Origin of the sequence: Streptomyces sp. NRRL WC-3626, from assembly GCF_000718785.1 — a bacterium.
Lineage (GTDB): Bacteria > Actinomycetota > Actinomycetes > Streptomycetales > Streptomycetaceae > Streptomyces > Streptomyces edwardsiae.
Genome location: NZ_JOCA01000036.1, coordinates 1 through 21524, shown reverse-complemented (window position 1 = coordinate 21524; position 21524 = coordinate 1). Strand labels below are relative to the sequence as shown.

13 protein-coding genes and 1 pseudogene are annotated in these 21524 nt (G+C 71.2%); 7 read left to right on the top strand and 7 right to left on the bottom strand.

Annotated features, from left to right (window positions below; all coding sequences use genetic code 11):
• The first annotated feature begins 63 nt into the window (after positions 1 to 63).
• From IF28_RS0134885 to IF28_RS0134875, 3 genes are all read left to right on the top strand, one after another.
• Positions 64 to 957 carry a ComF family protein gene (locus IF28_RS0134885; RefSeq protein ID WP_030229237.1) on the top strand — a complete coding sequence of 298 codons (894 nt, stop codon included), beginning with the start codon at positions 64 to 66 and terminating at the stop codon, positions 955 to 957.
• 311 nt (positions 958 to 1268) lie between these two features.
• Positions 1269 to 1961 (top strand): ribosome hibernation-promoting factor, HPF/YfiA family, encoded by a 693-nt coding sequence (gene hpf, locus IF28_RS0134880; RefSeq protein ID WP_030229234.1) that lies wholly within the window; start codon positions 1269 to 1271, stop codon positions 1959 to 1961.
• 201 nt (positions 1962 to 2162) lie between these two features.
• Positions 2163 to 2909: a response regulator gene (locus tag IF28_RS0134875; protein WP_030229232.1), complete on the top strand. Its 747-nt coding sequence runs from the start codon at positions 2163 to 2165 to the stop codon at positions 2907 to 2909.
• A 39-nt stretch (positions 2910 to 2948) separates the two neighbouring features.
• Here the strand turns inward: IF28_RS0134875 and IF28_RS0134870 are convergent, their stop codons facing one another.
• Together IF28_RS0134870 and IF28_RS0134865 are read right to left on the bottom strand one after the other, a co-directional pair.
• Entirely contained in the window at positions 2949 to 4136 is a 1188-nt protein-coding gene (locus IF28_RS0134870) for a winged helix-turn-helix domain-containing protein (protein ID WP_030229230.1), read from the bottom strand.
• Between the two features lie 49 nt (positions 4137 to 4185).
• Positions 4186 to 4755, bottom strand: coding sequence for a GNAT family N-acetyltransferase (locus IF28_RS0134865; RefSeq protein WP_030229228.1), 570 nt, complete (start codon positions 4753 to 4755; stop codon positions 4186 to 4188).
• A gap of 281 nt (positions 4756 to 5036) precedes the next feature.
• Here IF28_RS0134865 and secA point away from each other — a divergent pair, with 281 nt between their 5' ends.
• Entirely contained in the window at positions 5037 to 7883 is a 2847-nt protein-coding gene (secA, locus tag IF28_RS0134860) for a preprotein translocase subunit SecA (RefSeq protein WP_030229226.1), read from the top strand.
• A gap of 84 nt (positions 7884 to 7967) precedes the next feature.
• On the opposite strand, the gene IF28_RS36715 is transcribed toward secA, so the two are convergent.
• Entirely contained in the window at positions 7968 to 8318 is a 351-nt protein-coding gene (locus IF28_RS36715; protein WP_406710648.1) for an Rv3235 family protein, read from the bottom strand.
• 934 nt (positions 8319 to 9252) lie between these two features.
• Between IF28_RS36715 and IF28_RS0134850 the strand changes: the two genes are divergently transcribed.
• The 3 genes from IF28_RS0134850 (at position 9253) to IF28_RS0134840 (ending at position 16188) form a co-directional block, all read left to right on the top strand.
• Positions 9253 to 9759, top strand: a complete 507-nt coding sequence (locus IF28_RS0134850) for a DUF6912 family protein (protein WP_030229221.1) — start codon at positions 9253 to 9255, stop codon at positions 9757 to 9759.
• 55 nt (positions 9760 to 9814) lie between these two features.
• Complete coding sequence (locus tag IF28_RS0134845) at positions 9815 to 10483, top strand: HAD family hydrolase (RefSeq protein ID WP_030229219.1); 669 nt, start codon at positions 9815 to 9817, stop codon at positions 10481 to 10483.
• Positions 10484 to 11241: 758 nt separating this feature from the next.
• A complete protein-coding gene (locus tag IF28_RS0134840; protein WP_030229217.1) occupies positions 11242 to 16188 on the top strand; it encodes an NAD-glutamate dehydrogenase in 4947 nt (1648 codons plus the stop codon).
• 101 nt (positions 16189 to 16289) lie between these two features.
• On the opposite strand, the gene IF28_RS0134835 is transcribed toward IF28_RS0134840, so the two are convergent.
• The 4 genes and pseudogenes from IF28_RS0134835 to IF28_RS0134820 all read right to left on the bottom strand — a co-directional run.
• Entirely contained in the window at positions 16290 to 17927 is a 1638-nt protein-coding gene (locus tag IF28_RS0134835; RefSeq protein WP_030229216.1) for a glycosyltransferase family 2 protein, read from the bottom strand.
• Positions 17924 to 20116, bottom strand: coding sequence for a CDP-glycerol glycerophosphotransferase family protein (locus tag IF28_RS0134830; RefSeq protein ID WP_030229214.1), 2193 nt, complete (start codon positions 20114 to 20116; stop codon positions 17924 to 17926). Before IF28_RS0134830 ends, IF28_RS0134835 begins: the two co-directional genes overlap by 4 nt.
• A 99-nt stretch (positions 20117 to 20215) precedes the next feature.
• Positions 20216 to 20934 (bottom strand): annotated as a pseudogene (locus tag IF28_RS36710) (ABC transporter ATP-binding protein).
• Positions 20927 to 21524, bottom strand: a 598-nt coding sequence (locus tag IF28_RS0134820; RefSeq protein ID WP_030229212.1) for an ABC transporter permease, incomplete at its 5' end; no start/stop codon positions are given. The gene IF28_RS0134820 and the pseudogene IF28_RS36710, both read right to left, overlap by 8 nt.

The following is a 21524-nucleotide window of genomic DNA, read 5'->3' as shown; positions in this document are numbered from 1 at the left end:
GGACGTTCCCCCGGGTTATCCACAGGGGTGGCCGGGTGCGCCGGGCGTTGGCACAGTGGGGCCATGCGGGACTGGTGGCAGGACCTCACCGATCTGGTGCTCCCGGCCGAGTGCGGCGGCTGTGGCGCACCTCGTACGGTGCTGTGCGCCCGGTGCCGTACGGCGCTGGGCGGGGCCGTGCCGTGCCGGGTGCGGCCGGTGCCCGAGCCGTCCGGACTGCCCCCGGTGCACGCGGCGGCCCGGTACACGGACGAGGTGCGCGCCACCCTGCTGGCCCACAAGGAGCGCGGCGCCCTGGCCCTCGCGCGGCCGCTCGGCAGGGCGCTGGCGGGAGCCGTCCGGGCAGGGCTGGGAGCGGTCCGGGCGCCGGGCGTCCGGGACGGCCCGGTGCTGCTCGTCCCCGTGCCCTCCGCGCGGCGGGCGGTGCGCACGCGCGGGCACGATCCCGCGCGGCGGATCGCGTACGCGGCGGCGGGTGAGCTGCGCCGGGCAGGGGTACCCGCACGAGTGCTCCCCGCCCTGCGGCAACGACGGGACGTGGCCGACCAGTCGGGGCTCGGCTCCCGGCAGCGGCTGGCCAACCTCGCGGGCGCGCTGACGCTCGCCCCGGGCTGTGACCGGCTGCTCCCCGCGGGCCGGGTCGTCCTGGTCGACGACCTGATGACGACCGGGGCGTCACTGGCCGAGGCGGCGCGCGCCGTACGGGCGCGGCCGGACGCCGCGTCACCGGACCGGGGCGGCGAATCGAGTATTTCGGCGCGCGCGTTCGTGTACTGGAGTGAGACAGGGGAAGGGAGAGGGGAACAGCGGAGCGGACGGGCTCGACGGAGTGCCGGCCGGCGGCCCGGACGGCCGCCGGTCATGACGGGCGCGGGTGGCGCCGACGGGAACACCGGCGCGATGTGCGCGGCCGTCGTCGCGGCGTCTCCGGACGCTTTCGAAATAAACCGGAACTGACTGAGTACGTACGTCGTTGCAGGTAATGAGGGAAACAATTCACCAGAATGGAGGTACGGCGCGGTAGAGGGTGACGACATCCGTCCGGGCGAGATATGTTCGGGTGAGAGGGAAAGCCGCAGGCCACACCTCTCGAATCCGATTGCCGTGCTGCGGGTTTTCGGTATCACCCGTGCCGGTGGAGTGGAGATCTCGCCCATGGGGGAGGAGGTGGACGTCACCGAAGTCCGAGGTTCCGGACGATACCGGGACCTGGTGCAAAAGGGAGACGCTCCGCACCGAGGCGGAGTGATCCGGGAACGGAGTTCTGCGTGGACATCGTCGTCAAGGGCCGTAAGACAGAGGTGCCCGAGCGGTTCCGGAAGCACGTGGCCGAGAAGCTGAACCTGGAGAAGATCCAGAAGCTCGATGGCAAGGTGATGAGCCTCGATGTCGAGGTGTCCAAGGAGCCCAACCCCCGGCAGGCCGACCGCTGTGACCGGGTGGAGATCACGCTCCGCTCCCGCGGTCCGGTGATCCGGGCGGAGGCGGCAGCCAGCGACCCGTACGCGGCGCTCGACCTGGCAGCGGAGAAGCTGGACGCCCGGCTGCGCAAGCAGCACGACAAGCGTTTCTCGCGGCGCGGCGCGCGCCGGATCTCGGCAGCCGAGGTCCCCGACCACGTCCCGGGCGCGGCGACACTCAACGGATCGGGCGGAGGCTTCGTCGCGGACGAGCCGGAAGCCGTCCCCACCAAGAAGATCGGCTCGCTGGAAGTACAGGGCGACGGACCCCTGGTCGTCCGCGAGAAGACCCACGTCGCAGCCCCCATGACCCTCGACCAGGCTCTCTACGAAATGGAGCTGGTGGGGCACGACTTCTATCTCTTCGTCGACTCCGAGACCAAGGAACCCAGCGTCGTCTACCGCAGGCACGCCTACGACTACGGCGTGATCCACCTCAGCACGGACACGATGGTCACCCAGACGCAGTCCCCCGAGGCGGGCGGGACGCTCGGCGGCTGACCCGCGCGTGACGGCCTCACCGGTGCCCCTGGTGCGCTTGTGCGCCCCCAGGGGCACCTGTGTGCGACCACTCGGCGCGCACACCGGCACCTCGGTGGCGGCGCGGCATGGAATCATGGCTGCAGCGGCTCAACCGGTGGGCCGTTGCCTTGGGTTGGCGATGGTCAGGACCACAGGCCGCAGCCGGCAGGGGGAGGAACGATGGCGGACAGCTTCGGACCGATGCGTGACGAGGACGCCGACGACGGCGTCGCCGGCATGGGCCCGGACGCGGACACTCCACGCAAGGAGCCGATCAGAGTCCTTGTGGTGGACGACCACGCGCTGTTCCGCCGCGGACTGGAGATCGTGCTCGCGGCCGAGGAGGACATTCAGGTCGTCGGCGAGGCGGGGGACGGCGCCGAGGCGGTGGAGAAGGCGGCCGACCTGCTGCCCGACATCATCCTGATGGACGTGCGGATGCCCAAGCGCGGCGGCATCGAGGCGTGCACCTCCATCAAGGAGGTCGCCCCCAGCGCGAAGATCATCATGCTGACGATCAGCGACGAGGAGGCCGACCTCTACGACGCGATCAAGGCGGGCGCGACCGGTTATCTCCTCAAGGAGATCTCCACCGACGAGGTGGCCACCGCCATTCGCGCGGTCGCCGACGGACAGTCGCAGATCAGCCCCTCCATGGCGTCGAAACTGCTCACCGAGTTCAAATCGATGATCCAGCGCACCGACGAGCGCCGGCTCGTGCCCGCGCCCCGGCTGACCGACCGTGAACTCGAAGTCCTCAAACTCGTGGCCACGGGGATGAACAACCGCGACATCGCCAAGGAACTCTTCATCTCCGAGAACACCGTGAAGAACCACGTACGCAACATCCTGGAGAAGCTCCAGCTGCACTCCAGGATGGAAGCGGTGGTCTACGCGATGCGGGAGAAGATCCTCGAGATCCGCTGACCGGGCCCCGGGACCGGGACCCGGCGCCGGGTCCCGGATTCAGGCCAGGGCACGGGCGAGCTCCAGTGTGAGGGCCTCGCGCAGCTCCGGCGCGTCGACCCGCTCCACGCGCACGTCCGCGCAGTCCACCCAGCCCGCGGCCTCCACCAGCGCCTGCGCCACGGCGGGCACCGCCTTCGGGCCGTCCAGCGTGACCTGCCGGGCCACCAGCGTGCGCCCCTCGCGCGCCGGGTCGACGCGGCCGACGAGCCGGCCGCCCGCGAGGACGGGCATCGCGAAGTAGCCGTACACCCGCTTCGGCTTGGGGACGTAGGCCTCCAGACGATGGGTGAAGCCGAAGATCCGCTCCGTGCGCGCCCGCTCCCACACCAGGGAGTCGAACGGGGACAGCAGCGTCGTACGGTGCCGGCCGCGCGGCGGTGTGGCCAGGGCCGCCGGGTCGGCCCAGGCCGGCTTGGACCAGCCCGCCACCGTGACCGGGACCAGGCCCGAGCCGTCGATCACGGCGTCGACCTGCTCCCCCTTGAGACGGTGGTAGTCGGCGATGTCCGCGCGGGTGCCCACACCGAGGGACTGGCCGGCCAGACGGACCAGACGGCGCAGGCACTCCGCGTCGTCCAGCTCGTCGTGCAGCAGCTGCGCCGGGACGGCCCGCTCGGCGAGGTCGTAGACCCGCTTCCAGCCGCGGCGCTCCACGCACACCACCTCGCCGTACATCAGCGCCCGCTCGACGGCGACCTTGGTGCCGGACCAGTCCCACCACTCGCTGGTGCGCTTGGCGCCGCCCAGCTCCGTCGCCGTGAGGGGGCCCTCCGCGCGGAGCTGCTTGATCACCTGGTCGTAGGCGCCGTCCGGCAGCTCGTGGTGCCAGTGCGGGCGGGCGCGGTAGGCGCGGCGGCGGAAGGCGAAGTGCGGCCACTCCTCGATGGGGAGGATGCACGCGGCATGCGACCAGTACTCGAACGCGTGCGCAGGCTGGGACTCCTTCTTCCAGTACGCCTCCTCGACCGTGCGCCGCCCCACGGCGCCCAGCCGGGCGTAGGGGATCAGCTCGTGGGAGCGGGCGAGGACCGAGATGGTGTCGAGCTGCACCGCGCCCAGATGACGCAGGACGCCCCGGACACCCGAGCGCCGGTCCGGGGCACCGAGGAAGCCCTGGGCCCGCAGGGCGATGCGGCGGGCCTCGTCGGCCGAGAGTTCCGTGGTCGGACGCGGGAGGGTCGTCATACGTCCGCACGATAGAGGGCGCCACTGACAACGCGGGCGGTGTCCGGGCTCATCCCCGACCGGGCACGTAGGGCGCCGTGGAGGGAAGGCCCAGGTCGGACGGGAGCAGGGAGCCCACCCAGCAGTCCCGCAGCACCCCCTTGTTGTTCAGCGAGGAGCGCAGGACGCCCTCGATGGTGAACCCCGCGCGTTCCGCCACCGCGCGGGAGGCCGTGTTGCCGACCTCCGCGCGCCACTCCACGCGGTCGACCGACATACGGGTGAACGCCCAGCGGGAGGCGGCCAGGGCGGCCTCCGTGATGTAGCCGTTGCCGCGGTGCTCCTTCGCGCCCCAGAAGCCGATCTCACCGGTCCCCAGGGAGCGCATGGTGATGCCGAGCATGCCCGTGAGCTCCCCGCCGGGCAGGAAGACACCGAACGTGAACATCGAACCGGCCGCCCACCCGTCGGGCGCGATCTGCTCGGTGAAACCCCGCGCGTGCTCCGGCAGGTACGGCGAGGGGATCGTGGTCCAGCGCTGGATGTCCGGGTCCTGGCAGATCGCGTACACGGCGTCGGTCTCCTGCGGACCGACCGTGCGCAGCAGGAGGCGGTCGGTGGTGAGCGTGACGGGTTCCATCGGCCGATTCTGCTCACGCTGCGGCGGCCCGCGCCATCCCTTTCGCGGTGCGTGAGGCAACGATCACCCTTCGCGCAATTCGCCGCTGCGGGGCGGCACCATCCGGGGGCCCCGCACGTTGTTCCTTTCGAGGCAGCCGTGAAACGGATGGGAAGCAGCCGGCAGTCACCCGTACGGCAGGCCTCCCGGCGTGGCGGGGTCCTCGCATACGATGGCCGTTGCTCAGTCAGTGAAATGGAAACCGACCGTCCCAGGCCCGACCGGCAAGGAGACCAACCCCCGTGTCCGTCCTCTCGAAGATCATGCGTGCAGGCGAAGGCAAAATCCTGCGCAAGCTGCACCGCATCGCGGACCAGGTCAACTCCATCGAAGAGGACTTCGAAGGCCTCTCCGACGCCGAGCTGCGGGCCCTCACCGATGAGTACAAGCAGCGGTACGCCGACGGTGAGAGCCTGGACGACCTGCTCCCCGAGGCGTTCGCCACCGTCCGCGAGGCCGCCAAGCGCGTGCTGGGCCAGCGGCACTACGACGTCCAGATGATGGGCGGCGCCGCCCTGCACATGGGCTACGTGGCCGAGATGAAGACCGGTGAGGGCAAGACCCTCGTCGGCACCCTGCCCGCGTATCTGAACGCCCTGTCCGGCGAGGGCGTCCACATCATCACGGTCAACGACTACCTGGCCGAGCGCGACTCCGAGATGATGGGCCGCGTCCACCGCTTCCTCGGCCTGACCGTCGGCTGCATCCTCGCCAACATGACGCCGGCCCAGCGCCGCGAGCAGTACGCCAGCGACATCACGTACGGCACGAACAACGAGTTCGGCTTCGACTACCTGCGCGACAACATGGCGTGGTCCAAGGACGAACTCGTCCAGCGCGGCCACAACTTCGCCATCGTCGACGAGGTCGACTCCATCCTCATCGACGAGGCCCGTACGCCGCTGATCATCTCCGGCCCGGCCGACCAGGCCACCAAGTGGTACGGCGACTTCGCCAAGCTGGTCAAGCGCCTCAAGCGCGGCGAGGCCGGCAACCCGCTCAAGGGCATCGAGGAGACCGGCGACTACGAGGTCGACGAGAAGAAGCGCACGGTCGCCATCCACGAGTCCGGTGTCGCCAAGGTCGAGGACTGGCTGGGCATCGACAACCTGTACGAGTCGGTGAACACCCCGCTCGTGGGCTACCTGAACAACGCCATCAAGGCGAAGGAGCTCTTCAAGAAGGACAAGGACTACGTCATCATCGATGACGAAGTCATGATCGTCGACGAGCACACCGGCCGAATCCTCGCCGGCCGCCGCTACAACGAGGGCATGCACCAGGCCATCGAGGCCAAGGAAGCGGTGCCGATCAAGGACGAGAACCAGACCCTCGCCACGATCACGCTGCAGAACTTCTTCCGCCTCTACAAGCGCCGCGACCACGACGACAAGGAAATGCCCGGCCTGTCCGGCATGACCGGTACGGCGATGACCGAGGCCGCCGAGTTCCACCAGATCTACAAGCTCGGTGTGGTGCCGATCCCGACCAACCGGCCGATGGTCCGCAAGGACCAGTCGGACCTGATCTACCGCACCGAGGTCGCCAAGTTCGAGGCGGTCGTCGACGACATCGAGGAGAAGCACCGCAAGGGCCAGCCGATCCTCGTCGGCACGACCTCGGTGGAGAAGTCCGAGTACCTGTCGCAGCAGCTCAGCAAGCGCGGCATCCAGCACGAGGTGCTGAACGCCAAGCACCACGAGCGCGAGGCGCAGATCGTCGCCCAGGCCGGCCGCAAGGGCAGTGTCACGGTCGCCACCAACATGGCCGGCCGCGGTACGGACATCAAGCTCGGCGGCAACCCCGAGGACCTCGCCGAGGCGGAGCTGCGCCAGCGCGGCCTCGACCCCGAGGAGCACATCGAGGAGTGGGCGCACGCCCTGCCGGAGGCGATCAAGCGGGCCGAGGCGGCGGTCAAGGCCGAGAAGGACGAGGTCGAGAAGAACGGCGGCCTGTACGTCCTCGGCACCGAGCGGCACGAGTCGCGGCGCATCGACAACCAGCTGCGCGGCCGTTCCGGCCGTCAGGGCGACCCCGGCGAGTCCCGCTTCTACCTCTCGCTCGGCGACGACCTGATGCGGCTGTTCAAGGCGCAGATGGTCGAGCGCGTGATGTCCATGGCGAACGTGCCGGACGACGTGCCGATCGAGAACAAGATGGTCACGCGTGCGATCGCGTCCGCGCAGTCGCAGGTGGAGACGCAGAACTTCGAGACGCGTAAGAACGTCCTGAAGTACGACGAGGTCATGAACCGGCAGCGCGAGGTCATCTACGGCGAGCGCCGCCGCGTGCTGGAGGGCGAGGACCTGCAGGAGCAGATCCAGCACTTCATGGACGACACCATCGACGCCTACATCCAGGCCGAGACCGGTGAGGGCTTCCCCGAGGACTGGGACCTGGACCGGCTGTGGGGCGCGTTCAAGCAGCTGTACCCGGTGAGCGTCACCATCGAGGAGCTGGAAGAGGCCGCGGGCGACCGGGCCGGGCTCACCGCCGAGTTCATCTCCGAGTCCATCAAGGACGACGTCCGCGCACAGTACGAGGCGCGTGAGACGCAGCTCGGCTCCGAGATCATGCGTGAGCTGGAGCGCCGGGTCGTGCTGTCGGTCCTGGACCGCAAGTGGCGCGAGCACCTCTACGAGATGGACTACCTCCAGGAGGGCATCGGCCTGCGCGCGATGGCGCAGAAGGACCCGCTGGTCGAGTACCAGCGCGAGGGCTTCGACATGTTCTCCGCGATGATGGACGGCATCAAGGAGGAGTCCGTCGGCTATCTGTTCAACCTGGAGGTCCAGGTCGAGCAGCAGGTCGAGGAGGTCCCGGTCGAGGACGTCAAGCCGGTGGCCGACCTGGAGAAGCAGGACGCGGTGCCCGCGCAGGCGGGGCCCCGCCCCGAGATCCGGGCCAAGGGGCTCGACGCCCCGCAGCGGCGCAATCTGCACTTCTCCGCGCCGACCGTGGACGGCGAGGGCGGCACCGTCGAGGGCGACTTCGCCACCGACGAGGAGCCGGTGCGCTCCGAGGCGGACGGCCTCACGCGCGCCGAGCGCCGCAAGCAGGCGAAGGGCGGCCGTCGCCGCAAGAAGTGAGCGCAGCCGCGGCGGAGCGGCTGTGAGCAGGCCGAGGGCCGGGCACCCCAGGGTGCCCGGCCCTCGGGCGTTGTGCCCGTGCGGTCAGCGGATGCCCGCGCGGGGGCCGCCCAGCTCCACGGCGGTGCAGCGCCAGCGCAGGTCCCGGCCCTGCTCCAGCCGGAAGGCCATGGCGCGCAGTCTGTCCCCCGCGCCGATCCGGGCGAACACCTCGATGGCCCCCTCGCGCGGCTCGAACCAGCCGATGTCGCGTACGACGGGTCTGACTCCCCGGGTGCGCAGCGGCACCCGCTCGGCGAGCCGCACCAGGTCGTCGTAGGCGCGTCCGGCGCTGTGCCGGAGCATCGCGTGCACGGGCCGCTGCCCGCTGAGAACGGCGAGCAGCAGCTCGGCGAAGCGGTCGGTGGGCCGGGGCTGGGGGACGACGGGGCGCACGGGAGCCCGGCCGGCTGAGCGCGGGCGGCTGCCGGGGGTCGACGGGCCCCGGACGCCGGGTGCCGACGGCGTCGGCGAGGTGGTCCGCCGGCCCGCGCGGGCCGGCGGACGGTTGTCGGCGGGCCGGGTCGCCCGAGCCGCGGCAACGGGGCGGCGCCCGCCGGGCGAGGGGGCGGAGGCGACCGGGCCGGTGGGGACCCGGGGCGGGGCGCCCGCGCCGGGTGAGGAGGCGCGTGCGGGGCCTCCTGCGGGCCTGTGCGGAGCGCCGGCGGGGGCGGGGGACGCGGGGGACGGGTAGGGGGCCGGGCCGGCGGCAGCGGCGGACGTGGCTCCTTCCGGGCCGGCGTGCGGGGCTGTCGTGCGGGTGGGTGTGGCGGGCGCCGGGGTTCTCCGGTCCCGGCGGGGTGTGCCGGTGTGGGGACGGGCCGACGGGGTGGGTGCTCTGAGGGCTTGCGGGACCGGATGGGGCGCGTCGGTGTGCGTGGGCGGGGAGGTTTCCGGGGCGGGGAACGTCGCGGGCCTTGCCGCGGACGCGTGAGGCGGCGCGGCCGCTGAAGGGCGGCGGGAGTCGTGGCGGGGGGGGGGACGGCCTGCGGGGCGGAGCTGGGCTCTGGTCATGACTTTGTGCATGGGGACCCCGTTCTACGGGCCCGGCCGGTCGGACGTACCGGGCGGTAACTTCGCGTTCGGGGATCTTGTACGGGTTTGCGGGGGTCCCGGGCAAGGCGGCGGAGGGCCGGGTGGGGACGCCGTCCGGATTCACTTATCAGGGTGAATCGGGGGAGGCCGGGCCCGTAGTGGAGCGGGGGTACCGGGTGAATCGCGGGACGGGAGTGGACGTGGGTGGGGGTGTGGGTGGGGACTCGATGGGGGACACCCCGCACGTATCCTGAGGGTTCGTCCGGAGCTCCCGATCTCGTGAAAGCGGCCCGCCATGCGCGTCTACGTCCCCCTGACCCTCCCCGGGCTCGCCGAGGCGTCCAGGACCGGTGTGCTGGGCGACGGGCCGTTCCTCGCGTACGCCGTGACGCCCGCGCTGCGCGAGTGGTGCCTCTCCGACGACATCGAGGAACTCGAGTACGCCGCGCTCAGCCGCGCCGCGCTCGCCTCCCTGCGGCTGCTGGCCGCGGACGCCGGTGCGCCGCGACGCCGGGTCGTGGTCGCCGTGGACGTGTCCGACGCCGCCGCCTCCAGCGACCCCGGCCGGGGCCTCGGCCCGGCCGCGCTCGGCGAGGTGCGGGTCGCCGGCGCCGTACGGCTGGCCAAGGCGGCCGCGGTGCACGTGGACGCGGCCGACGCCGAGGCGGACGTGGCGGCCGCCGCGGGCGCGCTGGCCGCGGCGGACGGCGGGGACGACGTCGCCCGGTCCACCGTGGACGGCGCGGAGGACCACGAACTGCTCTGGTACGCCACCCAGGAGATCCCCGGCCTGGTGGGCTGACCGCCCTGACCTGTGACCCTGCCGGATGTCAGTGGGGGCGGGTACGTTTTCGGGCATGGGGACGCACACGGACGCGCACATCGTCTGGGACTGGAACGGCACGCTGTTCCACGATGTCGACGCGGTCATCGGCGCGACGAACGCGGCTTTCGCCGAGCTGGGCCTGGAGCCGCTCACGCTGGAGCGGTACCGGGAGCTGTACTGCGTACCGGTGCCGAAGTTCTACGAGCGGCTGATGGGGCGGCTGCCCAGCGCGGCGGAGTGGGAGCTGATGGACTCCACGTTCCACCGGCACTACACGCGGCACCATGTGCGGTGTGGGCTCGCCGAGGGCGTGGTGGAGCTGCTGGCGGGGTGGGCGTCGGCCGGGCGCAGCCAGTCCATTCTCAGCCTGTACGGGCACGAGGAGCTGGTGCCGCTGGTACGGGGGTTCGGGATCGAGACGCACTTCCTGCGGGTGGAGGGGCGGACCGGGCCGTCCGGGGGTGGCAAGGCGGAGCACATGGTGCGGCATCTTTCGGCGCTGGCCGGGGTCGATCCGGGGCGCACGGTGGTGATCGGGGACGCGGCGGACGATGCGGTGGCTGCGCTGCATGTGGGGGCGCGGGCGGTGCTGTACACCGGGGGGTCGCACGGGCGGGCCAGCCTGGAGGCGGTGGGGGTTCCGGTGGTGGACACGTTGCGGGAAGCGGTGCGGGAGGCGGAGCGGCTGGTGGGTGCCTGAGCTGTCGCCGGGCTGTTTTCCCGCGACGGCGGTTGCGTGACACCCGGGGTCGGTGCTGGGCGGGGGCTGTTGCGCGGCCCGGCGATTGCGGGGTGCCGCCGCGCCCACCCGTGCCGCCCCAGCGGCACGACTGCCCGCGGCTGTGCGGGCGGGCTGGCCGCGGCCGTGCGGGCGGGGCTGGCTGTGGCTGTGTGTGCGGGGGTGCCCTAGCTGTGCGGGCGAGCTGCCTGCGGCTGTGCGGGCGGGGGTGCCCTAGCTGTGCGGGCGGGGGTGCCCCTAGCTGTGCGGGCAGGGGTGGCTGTGGGTGTGCGTGCACGACTGGCTGCAGTTGTGCGGGGCTGGTGCACTGTGCAGAACGTCAAAGTTCGGGGGCTGGTTTTGTACACATACGGCTCATGACGGAGGGCCTGTGGGGAGCGATAGCCTTGGTGGCGTGATCAGCGCGATAGCTCGCGGGGGCCTCGGTGTCCCTGCTGTGCGCCCGGCGAGCACGGACGACATCCGTGACCGGGTGGCGGTCGCTGGTCTTCGCACCAGGGCACTCGGGACGCGCCACACCTCCCCCGGACAGGTATCGGCGAGAGCGGCGTCACACCCGTCGGGCGCGTCGAATTCCGCCGAGAAGCCCCCACTCACTTCACCTCGCGGCATAGCGTCGGTACAGAGCGGACACCCCGCGTCGTACCACCGCACCGCGAGGCCGGAGACCGTACTTCCTTCTACGTCACGCAATGGCGCGCGACAGGAGCCAGAGGACCATGCAGACCAAGCTGGACGAAGCCAAGGCCGAGCTGCTCGAAAGGGCCGCCCGGGTAGCTGAGAACAGCCCGGCCGGGGGGAAACTGCCGACCGGGACGACGGACAAGGGCATGCCCGACCGGGACACCGTGCTCGAGTTCCTCCAGCGCTACTTCCTGCACACCGCCCCGGAGGACCTGACCGACCGCGACCCGGTCGACGTCTTCGGTGCCGCCTACTCGCACTACCGGCTCGCCGAGAGGCGCCCCCAGGGCACGGCCAGCGTCCGCGTCCACACCCCGACCGTCGAGGAGAACGGCTGGACCTGCAGCCACTCCGTCGTCGAGGTGGTCACCGACGACATGCCGTTCCTGGTCGACTCCGTCACCAACGAGCTGACCCGCCAGGGCCGCGGCATCCACGTCGTCATCCACCCGCAGGTCGTGGTCCGCCGGGACGTCACCGGCAAGCTGATCGAGGTGCTCACCGCCCCCGTCGGCGGCGACCTCCCCCAGGACACCCGGGGCCTGCCGCACGACGCGCACGTCGAGTCCTGGATCCATGTGGAGATCGACCGCGAGACCGACCGCGGCGACCTCAAGCAGATCACCTCCGACCTGCTGCGGGTCCTCTCCGACGTCCGCGAGGCCGTCGAGGACTGGGGCAAGATGCGCCAGGCCGCGACCGCGCTCGCCGAGGCGCTGCCCGGTGAGCCCGTCCCCGCCGACCTGCCCGCGCCGCAGGTCGAGGAGGCCCGCGAGCTGCTGCGCTGGCTCGCCGACGACCACTTCACCTTCCTCGGCTACCGCGAGTACGAGCTGCGCGGGGACGACTCGCTCGGTGCCGTCCCCGGCACCGGCCTCGGCATCCTGCGCTCCGACCCGCACCACGCCACCGACGAGGGCCACCCCGTCAGCCCGTCCTTCGAGCGGCTGCCCGCCGACGCCCGCGCCAAGGCGCGCGAGCACAAGGTGCTGGTGCTGACCAAGGCGAACAGCCGGGCCACCGTGCACCGCCCCTCGTACCTGGACTACATCGGCGTCAAGAAGTTCGACGCGGACGGCAACGTCGTCGGTGAGCGCCGCTTCCTCGGACTGTTCTCCTCCGCCGCCTACACCGAGTCCGTGCGCCGGGTGCCGGTGATCCGCCGCAAGGTCGAGGAGGTCCTGGAGCGCGCCGGCTTCTCGCCGCACAGCCACGACGGACGCGATCTGCTCCAGATCCTGGAGACCTACCCGCGCGACGAGCTGTTCCAGACCCCGGTCGGGGAGCTCCAGGCCATCGCGACCTCGGTGCTCTACCTCCAGGAGCGGCGCCGGCTGCGGCTCTACCTGCGCCAGGACGAGTACGGGCGCTACTACTCGGCGCTCGTCTACCTCCCGCGCGACCGCTACACCACCGGTGTGCGGCTGCGGATCATCGACATCCTCAAGGAGGAGCTCGGCGGCATCAGCGTCGACTTCACCGCCTGGAACACCGAGTCGGTCCTCTCCCGGCTGCACTTCGTGGTCCGCGTCCCGCAGGGCACCGAACTGCCCGAGCTGTCCGACGCCGACAAGGAGCGCATCGAGGCCCGCCTCGTCGAGGCCGCCCGCTCCTGGGCCGACGGCTTCTCCGAGGCGCTGAACGCCGAGTTCGGCGAGGAGCGCGCCGCCGAGCTGCTGCGCCGTTACGCGGGCTCCTTCGCCGAGGGCTACAAGGCCGACCACACCCCGCGCAGCGCCGTCGCCGACCTGGTCCGCATCGAGGAGCTCGACGAGGAGCGGGACTTCGCGCTCAGCCTGTACGAGCCGGTGGGCGCCGGCGCCGAGGAGCGCCGCTTCAAGATCTACCGCAAGGGCGAGGCCGTCTCCCTGTCCGCCGTGCTGCCGGTGCTCCAGCGGCTCGGCGTCGAGGTCGTCGACGAGCGGCCGTACGAACTGCGCTGCGCCGACCGCAGCGTGGCCTGGATCTACGACTTCGGTCTGCGGATGCCCAAGGGCGCCGGCGCCGACCACCTCGGGGACGACGCCCGTGAGCGGTTCCAGGACGCCTTCGAGGCGACCTGGACCGGCAAGGCGGAGAACGACGGCTTCAACGCCCTCGTGCTCAGCGCCGGGCTGACCTGGCGGCAGGCCGTGGTGCTGCGGGCGTACGCCAAGTACCTGCGCCAGGCGAACTCCACCTTCAGCCAGGACTACATGGAGGACACCCTCCGCACCAACGTCCACACCACCCGGCTGCTCGTCTCCCTGTTCGAGGCGCGGATGTCCCCGGACCGGCAGCGCGCCGGATACGAGCTGGTGGACGCGCTCCTCGAGGAGGTCGACGCCGCCCTCGACCAGGTCGCCTCGCTGGACGAGGACCGCATCCTGCGCTCCTTCCTCACCGTCATCAAGGCGACGCTGCGCACCAACTTCTTCCAGGAGGCGAGCGGCGGCGTGCCGCACGACTACGTCTCCATGAAGTTCGACCCGACGGCCATCCCCGACCTCCCCGCGCCGCGCCCGGCGTTCGAGATCTGGGTGTACTCGCCGCGCGTCGAGGGCGTGCACCTGCGCTTCGGCAAGGTCGCGCGCGGCGGTCTGCGCTGGTCGGACCGCCGGGAGGACTTCCGTACGGAGATCCTCGGCCTGGTCAAGGCGCAGATGGTGAAGAACACCGTCATCGTGCCGGTCGGCGCCAAGGGCGGCTTCGTCGCCAAGCAGCTGCCCGACCCGAACGCCGACCGTGACGCCTGGATGGCGGAGGGCATCGCCAGCTACCGGACGTTCATCTCGGCGCTGCTCGACATCACCGACAACATGGTGGCCGGCGAGGTCGTGCACCCGGCGGACGTCGTCCGGCACGACGAGGACGACACCTACCTCGTCGTCGCCGCCGACAAGGGCACCGCGAAGTTCTCGGACATCGCCAACGAGGTCGCCGAGTCGTACAACTTCTGGCTCGGCGACGCCTTCGCCTCCGGCGGCAGCGCGGGCTACGACCACAAGGGCATGGGCATCACCGCCCGCGGCGCCTGGGAGTCCGTGAAGCGGCACTTCCGGGAGCTGGGCGTGGACACCCAGAGCCAGGACTTCACGGTCGTCGGCATCGGCGACATGTCCGGTGACGTGTTCGGCAACGGCATGCTGCTCAGCGAGCACATCCGCCTGGTCGCCGCCTTCGACCACCGGCACATCTTCATCGACCCGAGCCCCGACGCGGCCGTCTCCTACGCCGAGCGCCGCCGCCTGTTCGAGCTGCCGCGCAGCTCCTGGGCCGACTACAACACCGAGCTGCTGTCGGCCGGCGGCGGGATCTTCCCGCGCGGCGCCAAGTCCATCCCGGTCAACGGGCAGATGCGCGAGGTCCTCGGCATCGAGCCCGGCATCGCCAAGATGACCCCGGCCGACCTGATGAAGACGATCCTCACGGCACCGGTGGACCTGCTGTGGAACGGCGGCATCGGCACCTACGTCAAGGCGTCCACGGAGTCCAACGCCGACGTGGGCGACAAGGGCAACGACGCCATCCGCGTCGACGGCAAGGACCTGCGGGTCGAGGTCGTCGGCGAGGGCGGCAACCTGGGCTGCACCCAGCTCGGCCGGATCGAGTTCGCGCTGCACGGCGGCCGCATCAACACCGACGCGATCGACAACAGCGCCGGCGTGGACACCTCCGACCACGAGGTGAACATCAAGATCCTGCTCAACGGTCTCGTCAAGGACGGCGACATGACCGTGAAGCAGCGCAACAAGCTGCTCGCCGGGATGACCGACGAGGTCGGACGGCTGGTCCTGCGCAACAACTACGCGCAGAACACCGCCATCGCCAACGCGCTGGCGCAGTCGAAGGACATGATGCACGCGCAGCAGCGCTTCCTGAAGCACCTGGTGCGCGAGGGGCATCTCGACCGGGCCCTGGAGTTCCTGCCCACCGACCGCCAGATCCGTGAACGGCTGGCCTCCGGGCAGGGTCTGAGCGGACCGGAGACGGCCGTGCTGCTGGCGTACACGAAGATCACGGTCGCCGAGGAACTGCTGGCCACCTCGCTGCCCGAGGACCCGTATCTCAAGGTGCTGCTGCACGCGTACTTCCCGACCGAGCTGCGCGAGCAGTTCCTCGACCGGATCGACAGCCACCCGCTGCGCCGCGAGATCACCACGACGGTGCTGGTCAACGACACGGTCAACACGGGCGGTACGACGTATCTGCACCGGCTGCGCGAGGAGACCGGCGCGTCGCTGGAGGAGATCGTCCGGGCGCAGACCGCGGCCCGTGCGATCTTCCGCTCCTCGGTGGTGTGGGACGGGGTCGAGGCGCTCGACAACACGGTCGACGCGGAGCTCCAGACCCGCATCAGGCTGCACTCGCGCCGGCTGGTCGAGCGCGGTACGCGGTGGCTGCTCAACAACCGGCCGCAGCCGCTGGAGCTCGAGGAGACGGTGACGTTCTTCGGCGAGCGGGTCGAGCAGGTGTGGTCGCAGCTGCCGAAGCTGCTGCGGGGCGCCGACCTCGAGTGGTACCAGCGGATCTACGACGAGCTGAGCGGTGCCGGGGTTCCGGACGAGCTGGCCACTCGGGTCGCCGGGTTCTCCTCCGCGTTCCCGACGCTGGACATCGTGTCGGTGGCCGACCGGATGGGGAAGGAGCCGCTGGAGGTCGCCGAGGTGTACTACGACCTCGGGGACCGGCTGCGGATCACTCAGCTGATGGACCGCATCATCGAGTTGCCGCGGGCCGACCGCTGGCAGTCCATGGCCCGTGCGGCGATCCGTGAGGACCTGTACGCGGCGCACTCGGCTGTGGCTGCGGAGGTTTTGGCGGAGGGGGATGGTGCTTCTGCGCCGCAGCAGCGGTTTGATCTGTGGGAGCGGAAGAACGCCGCGCTGTTGGGGCGGGCGCGTAGCACGTTGGAGGAGATTCACGGGTCCGAGGCGTTTGATCTCGCGAATCTGTCTGTGGCGATGCGGACGATGCGGACGTTGTTGCGGTCGCATTCGTAGGTAGCGGCGGGTATGTGGGGCGTCCCGGGTCGGTCTGGCCCGGGGCGCCCCTTGCGTTTGGGGGTGAGGGCTCGGGTCGCGCTTCTTCGCGGTTGGAGGGGTTATCGGGGGCTGAAGATGCTTGCTGCTGTGCGGGCTGCTTTGCGGAGGCGGGGGGTTTTCAGGTGGTGCAGGGCGTTGGTGGGGTGCCAGCGGAGTTGGAGACGGCCCGGGGTGTGGCCCTCGGGTTCGATGGTGAGGTGGTGGTGGGGGAGGTGGGCCGTCAGGGGTGGGAAGGAGAGGGGGGCCAGGAGCAGGGACGTGTTGCTGCGGCCCTGGTACGTCAGGCGGAGCATCGGGTGGCGTTTTCCGGCGAAGCCGGTGAGCGGGAGGCGGGCGGCCGCCGGGTCGAGGCGGACCTGGCCCTCGAAGACTCCGGGGCGTACCGGGGAGAGCCGGAACGGGACCGTGAGGCGGTGCCTGCCGGGGGTGAGGAGCAGACTCGCGCGCTGCGGGCCCACCGGAAGGCGCAGGGCCGGGTCGTATGTGCGTACCGTCAGGTCGACCGACGCGCCGGGGCCGCGCCCGACCTCGGTGATCTCGTGGCGGAACTGGGCGACGGGGAACGGGCGGGTGGCCGGTTCCAGTTCGGTCAGGTCCAGTTCGCGGCGGGCCGTGGCCGACTCGGGGATCCGTCCGCCCCAGTACGTACGGCCGTCCGGGCCCGTGGTCAGCTCCCTCGGGGCGACCGCGTGCCCCAGCCCGCGTGCCGCCCACCGCACCTCGGTCAGCCGCCGGTCGCGGAGCAGTTGCAGCACCACCCGCTCGGCGCGGGGGAGACGGGCGTACGCGCCCGGTGACAGGGTCTCCAGGTACGGGTTCATCAGGTCGGCGAAGGCGGTGAGCCACTCCTCGTCCCGGTAGGGGAGGTCGCCCGCGTACATCCGGAAGTCGTGCTTCAGGAACTTGTGGTCCTTGTCCTCGCGCAGCGCCCCGTGTCCGCTCCCGGCCAGGAAGGCGTCGATCAGCCGCTGGACGTGGACGCGGTCGTGGACGTTGGTGAGCAGATGCCGCTGGTTGGAGATGGACACCGCGTCGGAGCCCGCGTACGGGGCGATGTACCAGTGGTACACCGGCTCCGGGATGATCGTGAACCGTTTCGCCAGGCAGTACGCCTGCGCCGAGAACAGCTGGTCCTCGTAGTGGATGCCCTCGGGGAAGCGCAGACCGTGCCGGTCGAGGAAGGCGCGGGAGTACATCTTGCTGGTCGCCAGGTGCTCGAAGAACAGCCGCGGATCGGCCTCGACGCCGTCCAGGGTGCGGCGTTCGCGCACGAGGTGCGGCATCCAGGTGGAGCGGCGTCCGGTGTCCACCCGGATCCGCCGTACCGCGCCCATCGCGAAGTCGAGGTCGCGTTCGCGGTGTGCGGCGAGCAGCGAGGCGACCGACTCCGGCGGGAGTTCGTCGTCGCTGTCGAGGAACATCAGGTACGGCGCCCGCGCGATCTCCAGCGCACGGTTGCGGGGCGCGCTGCACCCGCCGCTGTTCTCAGGCAGCCGCAGATACCGGATGCGGGGGTCACGGGCGGCCAGCGCCCGCGCGACCTCGGGGGTGTCGTCGGTCGAGTGGTCGTCGCTGATGACGATCTCGAGGTCGCGGTGGGTCTGGCGGCGTACGGACTCCACCGCGCGGGGGAGCCGTCCGGCGTCGTTGTGCACGATCACCGTGACGGTGACGTCGGGGGGCGGCGAGGCGGTCATACGGCCTCCTGGGGTGCCGGTGCCGGGGTGCGTTCCCCGACCGGGATCACCGGCGGCAGCGACGCCTCGTCCTGGCCGAGGAAGACCCGGCGTACGACGCGTTCGGCGGCGCGGCCGTCGTCGTACTCGCAGAAGCGGCGGCGGAAGGCGGCCCGTTCCTTCGCCGCGCGGTCGTCGCGCCAGGCGTCGGTGGTGAGGATCCCGGTGAGTTCGTCCTGGGTGCGGGCGACCGGGCCGGGTGCCTCCGCCATCAGGTCGAAGTAGACACCGCGCGTGGTGCGGTACGTCTCCCAGTCGTCGGCGTGGACGACGATCGGTCGGTCGAGGTTGGCGTAGTCGAACATGATCGACGAGTAGTCCGTGACCAGCGCGTCGGCGGCCAGGCACAGCTCCTCGACCGGGTCGTAGGACGAGACGTCGACGATCCGGCCCGAGCGGCGCAGGCCGGTCAGCGGGGAGGCGGAGCCCTCGTAGAAGTAGTGGCCGCGCACCAGCAGCACGGTGTCCTCGCCGAGGCGGTCGGCGAGGGCGGCGAGGTCCAGGCGCGGGGTCCAGCCGGCCTCGTAGTCGCGGTGCGTGGGCGCGTAGAGGACGGCCCGGCGGCCGGGGGCGATGCCGAGGCGGGCGCGGACCGCGCGGATGTCGTCGGCGCCGGCGGTGTAGTAGACGTCGTTGCGCGGATAGCCGTAGTCCAGCGGGATGTACCGGGACGGGTACGCCCTCTCCCACATACGGGTGGTGTGACTGTTGGCGGAGAGGCTGTAGTCCCATTTGTCGACGCGTTCCAGCAGCGCGGCGAAGTTCAGGCCCTGGGCGGCGGCGGGGAACGGCATCTGGTCCACGCCCATGCGTTTGAGGGGGGTGCCGTGGTGGGTCTGGAGGTGTACCGCGTCGGGGCGTTTGACCAGGCCGTTCGGGAAGTTGACGTTGTTGACGAGGTACGCGGCGGTGGCGAGCGTCTCCCAGTAGCGGCGGGTGCCGGGGACGACGTGGTCGGTGCCGGGCGGGAGCAGTGCGGCGTTCTCGGCGGTCACCACCCACACCGGGTGGATGTGCGGGGCGAGTTCGGCGAGCTTCGCGGCGATCGCGGCCGGGTTGCAGGCGACGCCGCGGTTCCAGTAGGCGGCGAACACCGCGAGGCGGGGGTCGACGGGGCGGCGCAGGGCACTGCGGTACTGCTGCTCGCGGACCTGTGCGCCGAGCCGGCGCCGGCCGGCGCGGACGGTGGAGCGCACGGCGCGGCGGGCGCGGTTGGCGGTCTGGAAGGCGCGGTACTTCCCGTAGGCGCCCTCTTCGAGCAGGGAGCGGCGGATGCCCTCCGGGCCGGCGGGGCGCCGGTGGCCCTCGGGGCGGCGGCGCAGGGCGGCGACCGAGGCCCGGTGGAAGAACTCCCGGGCCACGTCCTCGGGCATGCCGTCGCGGCTGAACGTGCGCAGACAGTCGCGGACCATGATCTCGTAGAGCACCGTGTAGACGGCGGGGCGGTCGCGGGCGAGGTCGAGCAGGCTCTCGTAGCGGTCGACGAGCGCGTAGCGCTGTTCGGGGGTGACCGGGGGGAGGGTGGCGGACCGCAGCCGGCGGTCCTCGTGGGCGATGTGCGGCAGGGCGGCGACACGGTCGGCGAGCAGCAGGGCGGCGAGGGCCGCGCGCGGTTCGTCGTCGGTGGTGAGCCGTTCCTCGTGGGCCCGCCAGAAGCCGGCGCGCAGCACGCGGGTGCCGAGCAGCGGGGTCAGGCGCAGCAGGTAGGCGGCGTCGTCGAGGGCGAGTTCGGCGTGGCCCGCGCGGGCGAGCAGGGGGCCGTCCGCCGAGGGCATGCCGGAGCTCCGCCAGGTGCTGCGCAGGTGGTCGAGGAGGAGTACGTCGACGGTGTCCGGGAGTTCGGCGAGCCGTTCGGTGACGATGCGGGTGCTGTCGGGCGGCAGACCGTCCTTGGCGCTCACGAAGTGCAGCCAGCGGCCGGTGGCCCGCGCCGCCCCCGCCGTCCGGGCCGCCGCGCCGGACGTGCCGTCCGGCAGGGGCAGCACCTGGACGTGCGGGGTGTGCCGGCCTGCGGTCTCGCGGGCCCAGTCGCCGACGGCGGCGACGACGACCTCGGTGTCCGGGAGCGGACGGGCGGCGAGGGAGTCGAGCAGGCCGGTCAGGTGGTCCTGGGTGTTCGGCCCGTGGACGACGACGCTGAGTTCGGGCATCGCGGGGCTCCTTCGGCTGCTCGTCGCTCCAGGCATTCCTCTTCGGTCATATTGGCATCAATACGACGAATAGGTCGCCTGGGCGCGCGGGCGTAGCCCTCAGGAGGGCACCGGTACCGCCTTCGGCTTCGGCTTGCGGGCCTTGTCCGTGCCGCCGGTGAACGCCTCGTACTCCTTGAGCACGTCCTCGGTCGGCCCGTCCATGCGCAGCTCGCCGCGCTCCAGCCACAGCACGCGGTCGCAGGTGTCGCGGATCGACTTGTTGTTGTGGCTGACCAGGAACACCGTCCGGAGAACCGCAGCCGGGCCGCCATGCCCGAGGAGTAGGTGCGCATCGGCAGGGTGATGAAGTCGCCCTTCTCGTTGATGCCGGAGAAGTCGACGATCTCGTCGTAGCGTGCCCGTATCTCCTCGCGGGACATGCCCATGGCGAGCCCGCCGAGGTGGACGTTGCGCTCGCCGGTCAGATCGCTCATCAAGGCGGCGTTGACGCCGAGCAGGGAGGGCTGGCCGTCGGTGTAGATACGGCCGTTCTCCACCGGGAGCAGGCCGGCGACGGCCTTGAGCAGGGTCGACTTGCCCGAGCCGTTGGTGCCGATCAGGCCGATGGCCTCGCCCCGGTACGCCACGAAGGAGACGTCCCGCACGGCGTGCACCGTGCGCACCCCGGCCGCCTTCTCGGTCTGCTTGCGGCGCAGCATGCGGTTGAGGGCGGCGGTGGCGGAGCCGCGTCCGGCGCCGGTGCCGTTGACCCGGTAGACGATGTCGACGCGGTCGGCGACGACCGTGGGGATCTTCGAGTCGGTGGTGTCAGCCACGGCCGTACCTCTCCTCTGCCTTCCAGAAGTAGACGAACCCGATCACGCCGGCCAGCAGTGCCCAGCCCAGCGCGAACGCCCACACGTGCGGGGGCAGGTACGAGGAGCCGTAGCCGTCGATCATCGCGAAGCGGATCAGGTCCATGTAGACGGCGGCCGGGTTCCACTGCAGGACGTCGGCGAGCCAGCCGGGCACGTTCTTGTCGTGCAGCATCGCCGGGATGCTGAACATCACGCCGGACGCGTACATCCAGGTGCGCAGCACGAACGGCATCAGCTGGGCCAGGTCGGGCGTCTTGCTGCCCATCCGCGCGAAGATCAGCGCGAGCCCGGTGTTGAACACGAACTGCAGCAGCAGCGCCGGGATCACCAGCAGCCAGGACAGGGCGGGCAGGCTGCCGAAGGCCATCACGACGACGACCAGCACGATCATCGAGTACAGCAGCTGCTGGAGCTGCTGGAGCGCGAAGGAGACGGGCAGGGAGGCGCGCGGGAAGTGCAGGGCCCGCACCAGCCCGAGGTTCCCGGAGATCGCCCGCACACCGGCGAGCACGGAGCTCTGGGTGAACGTGAACACGAACACGCCCGTC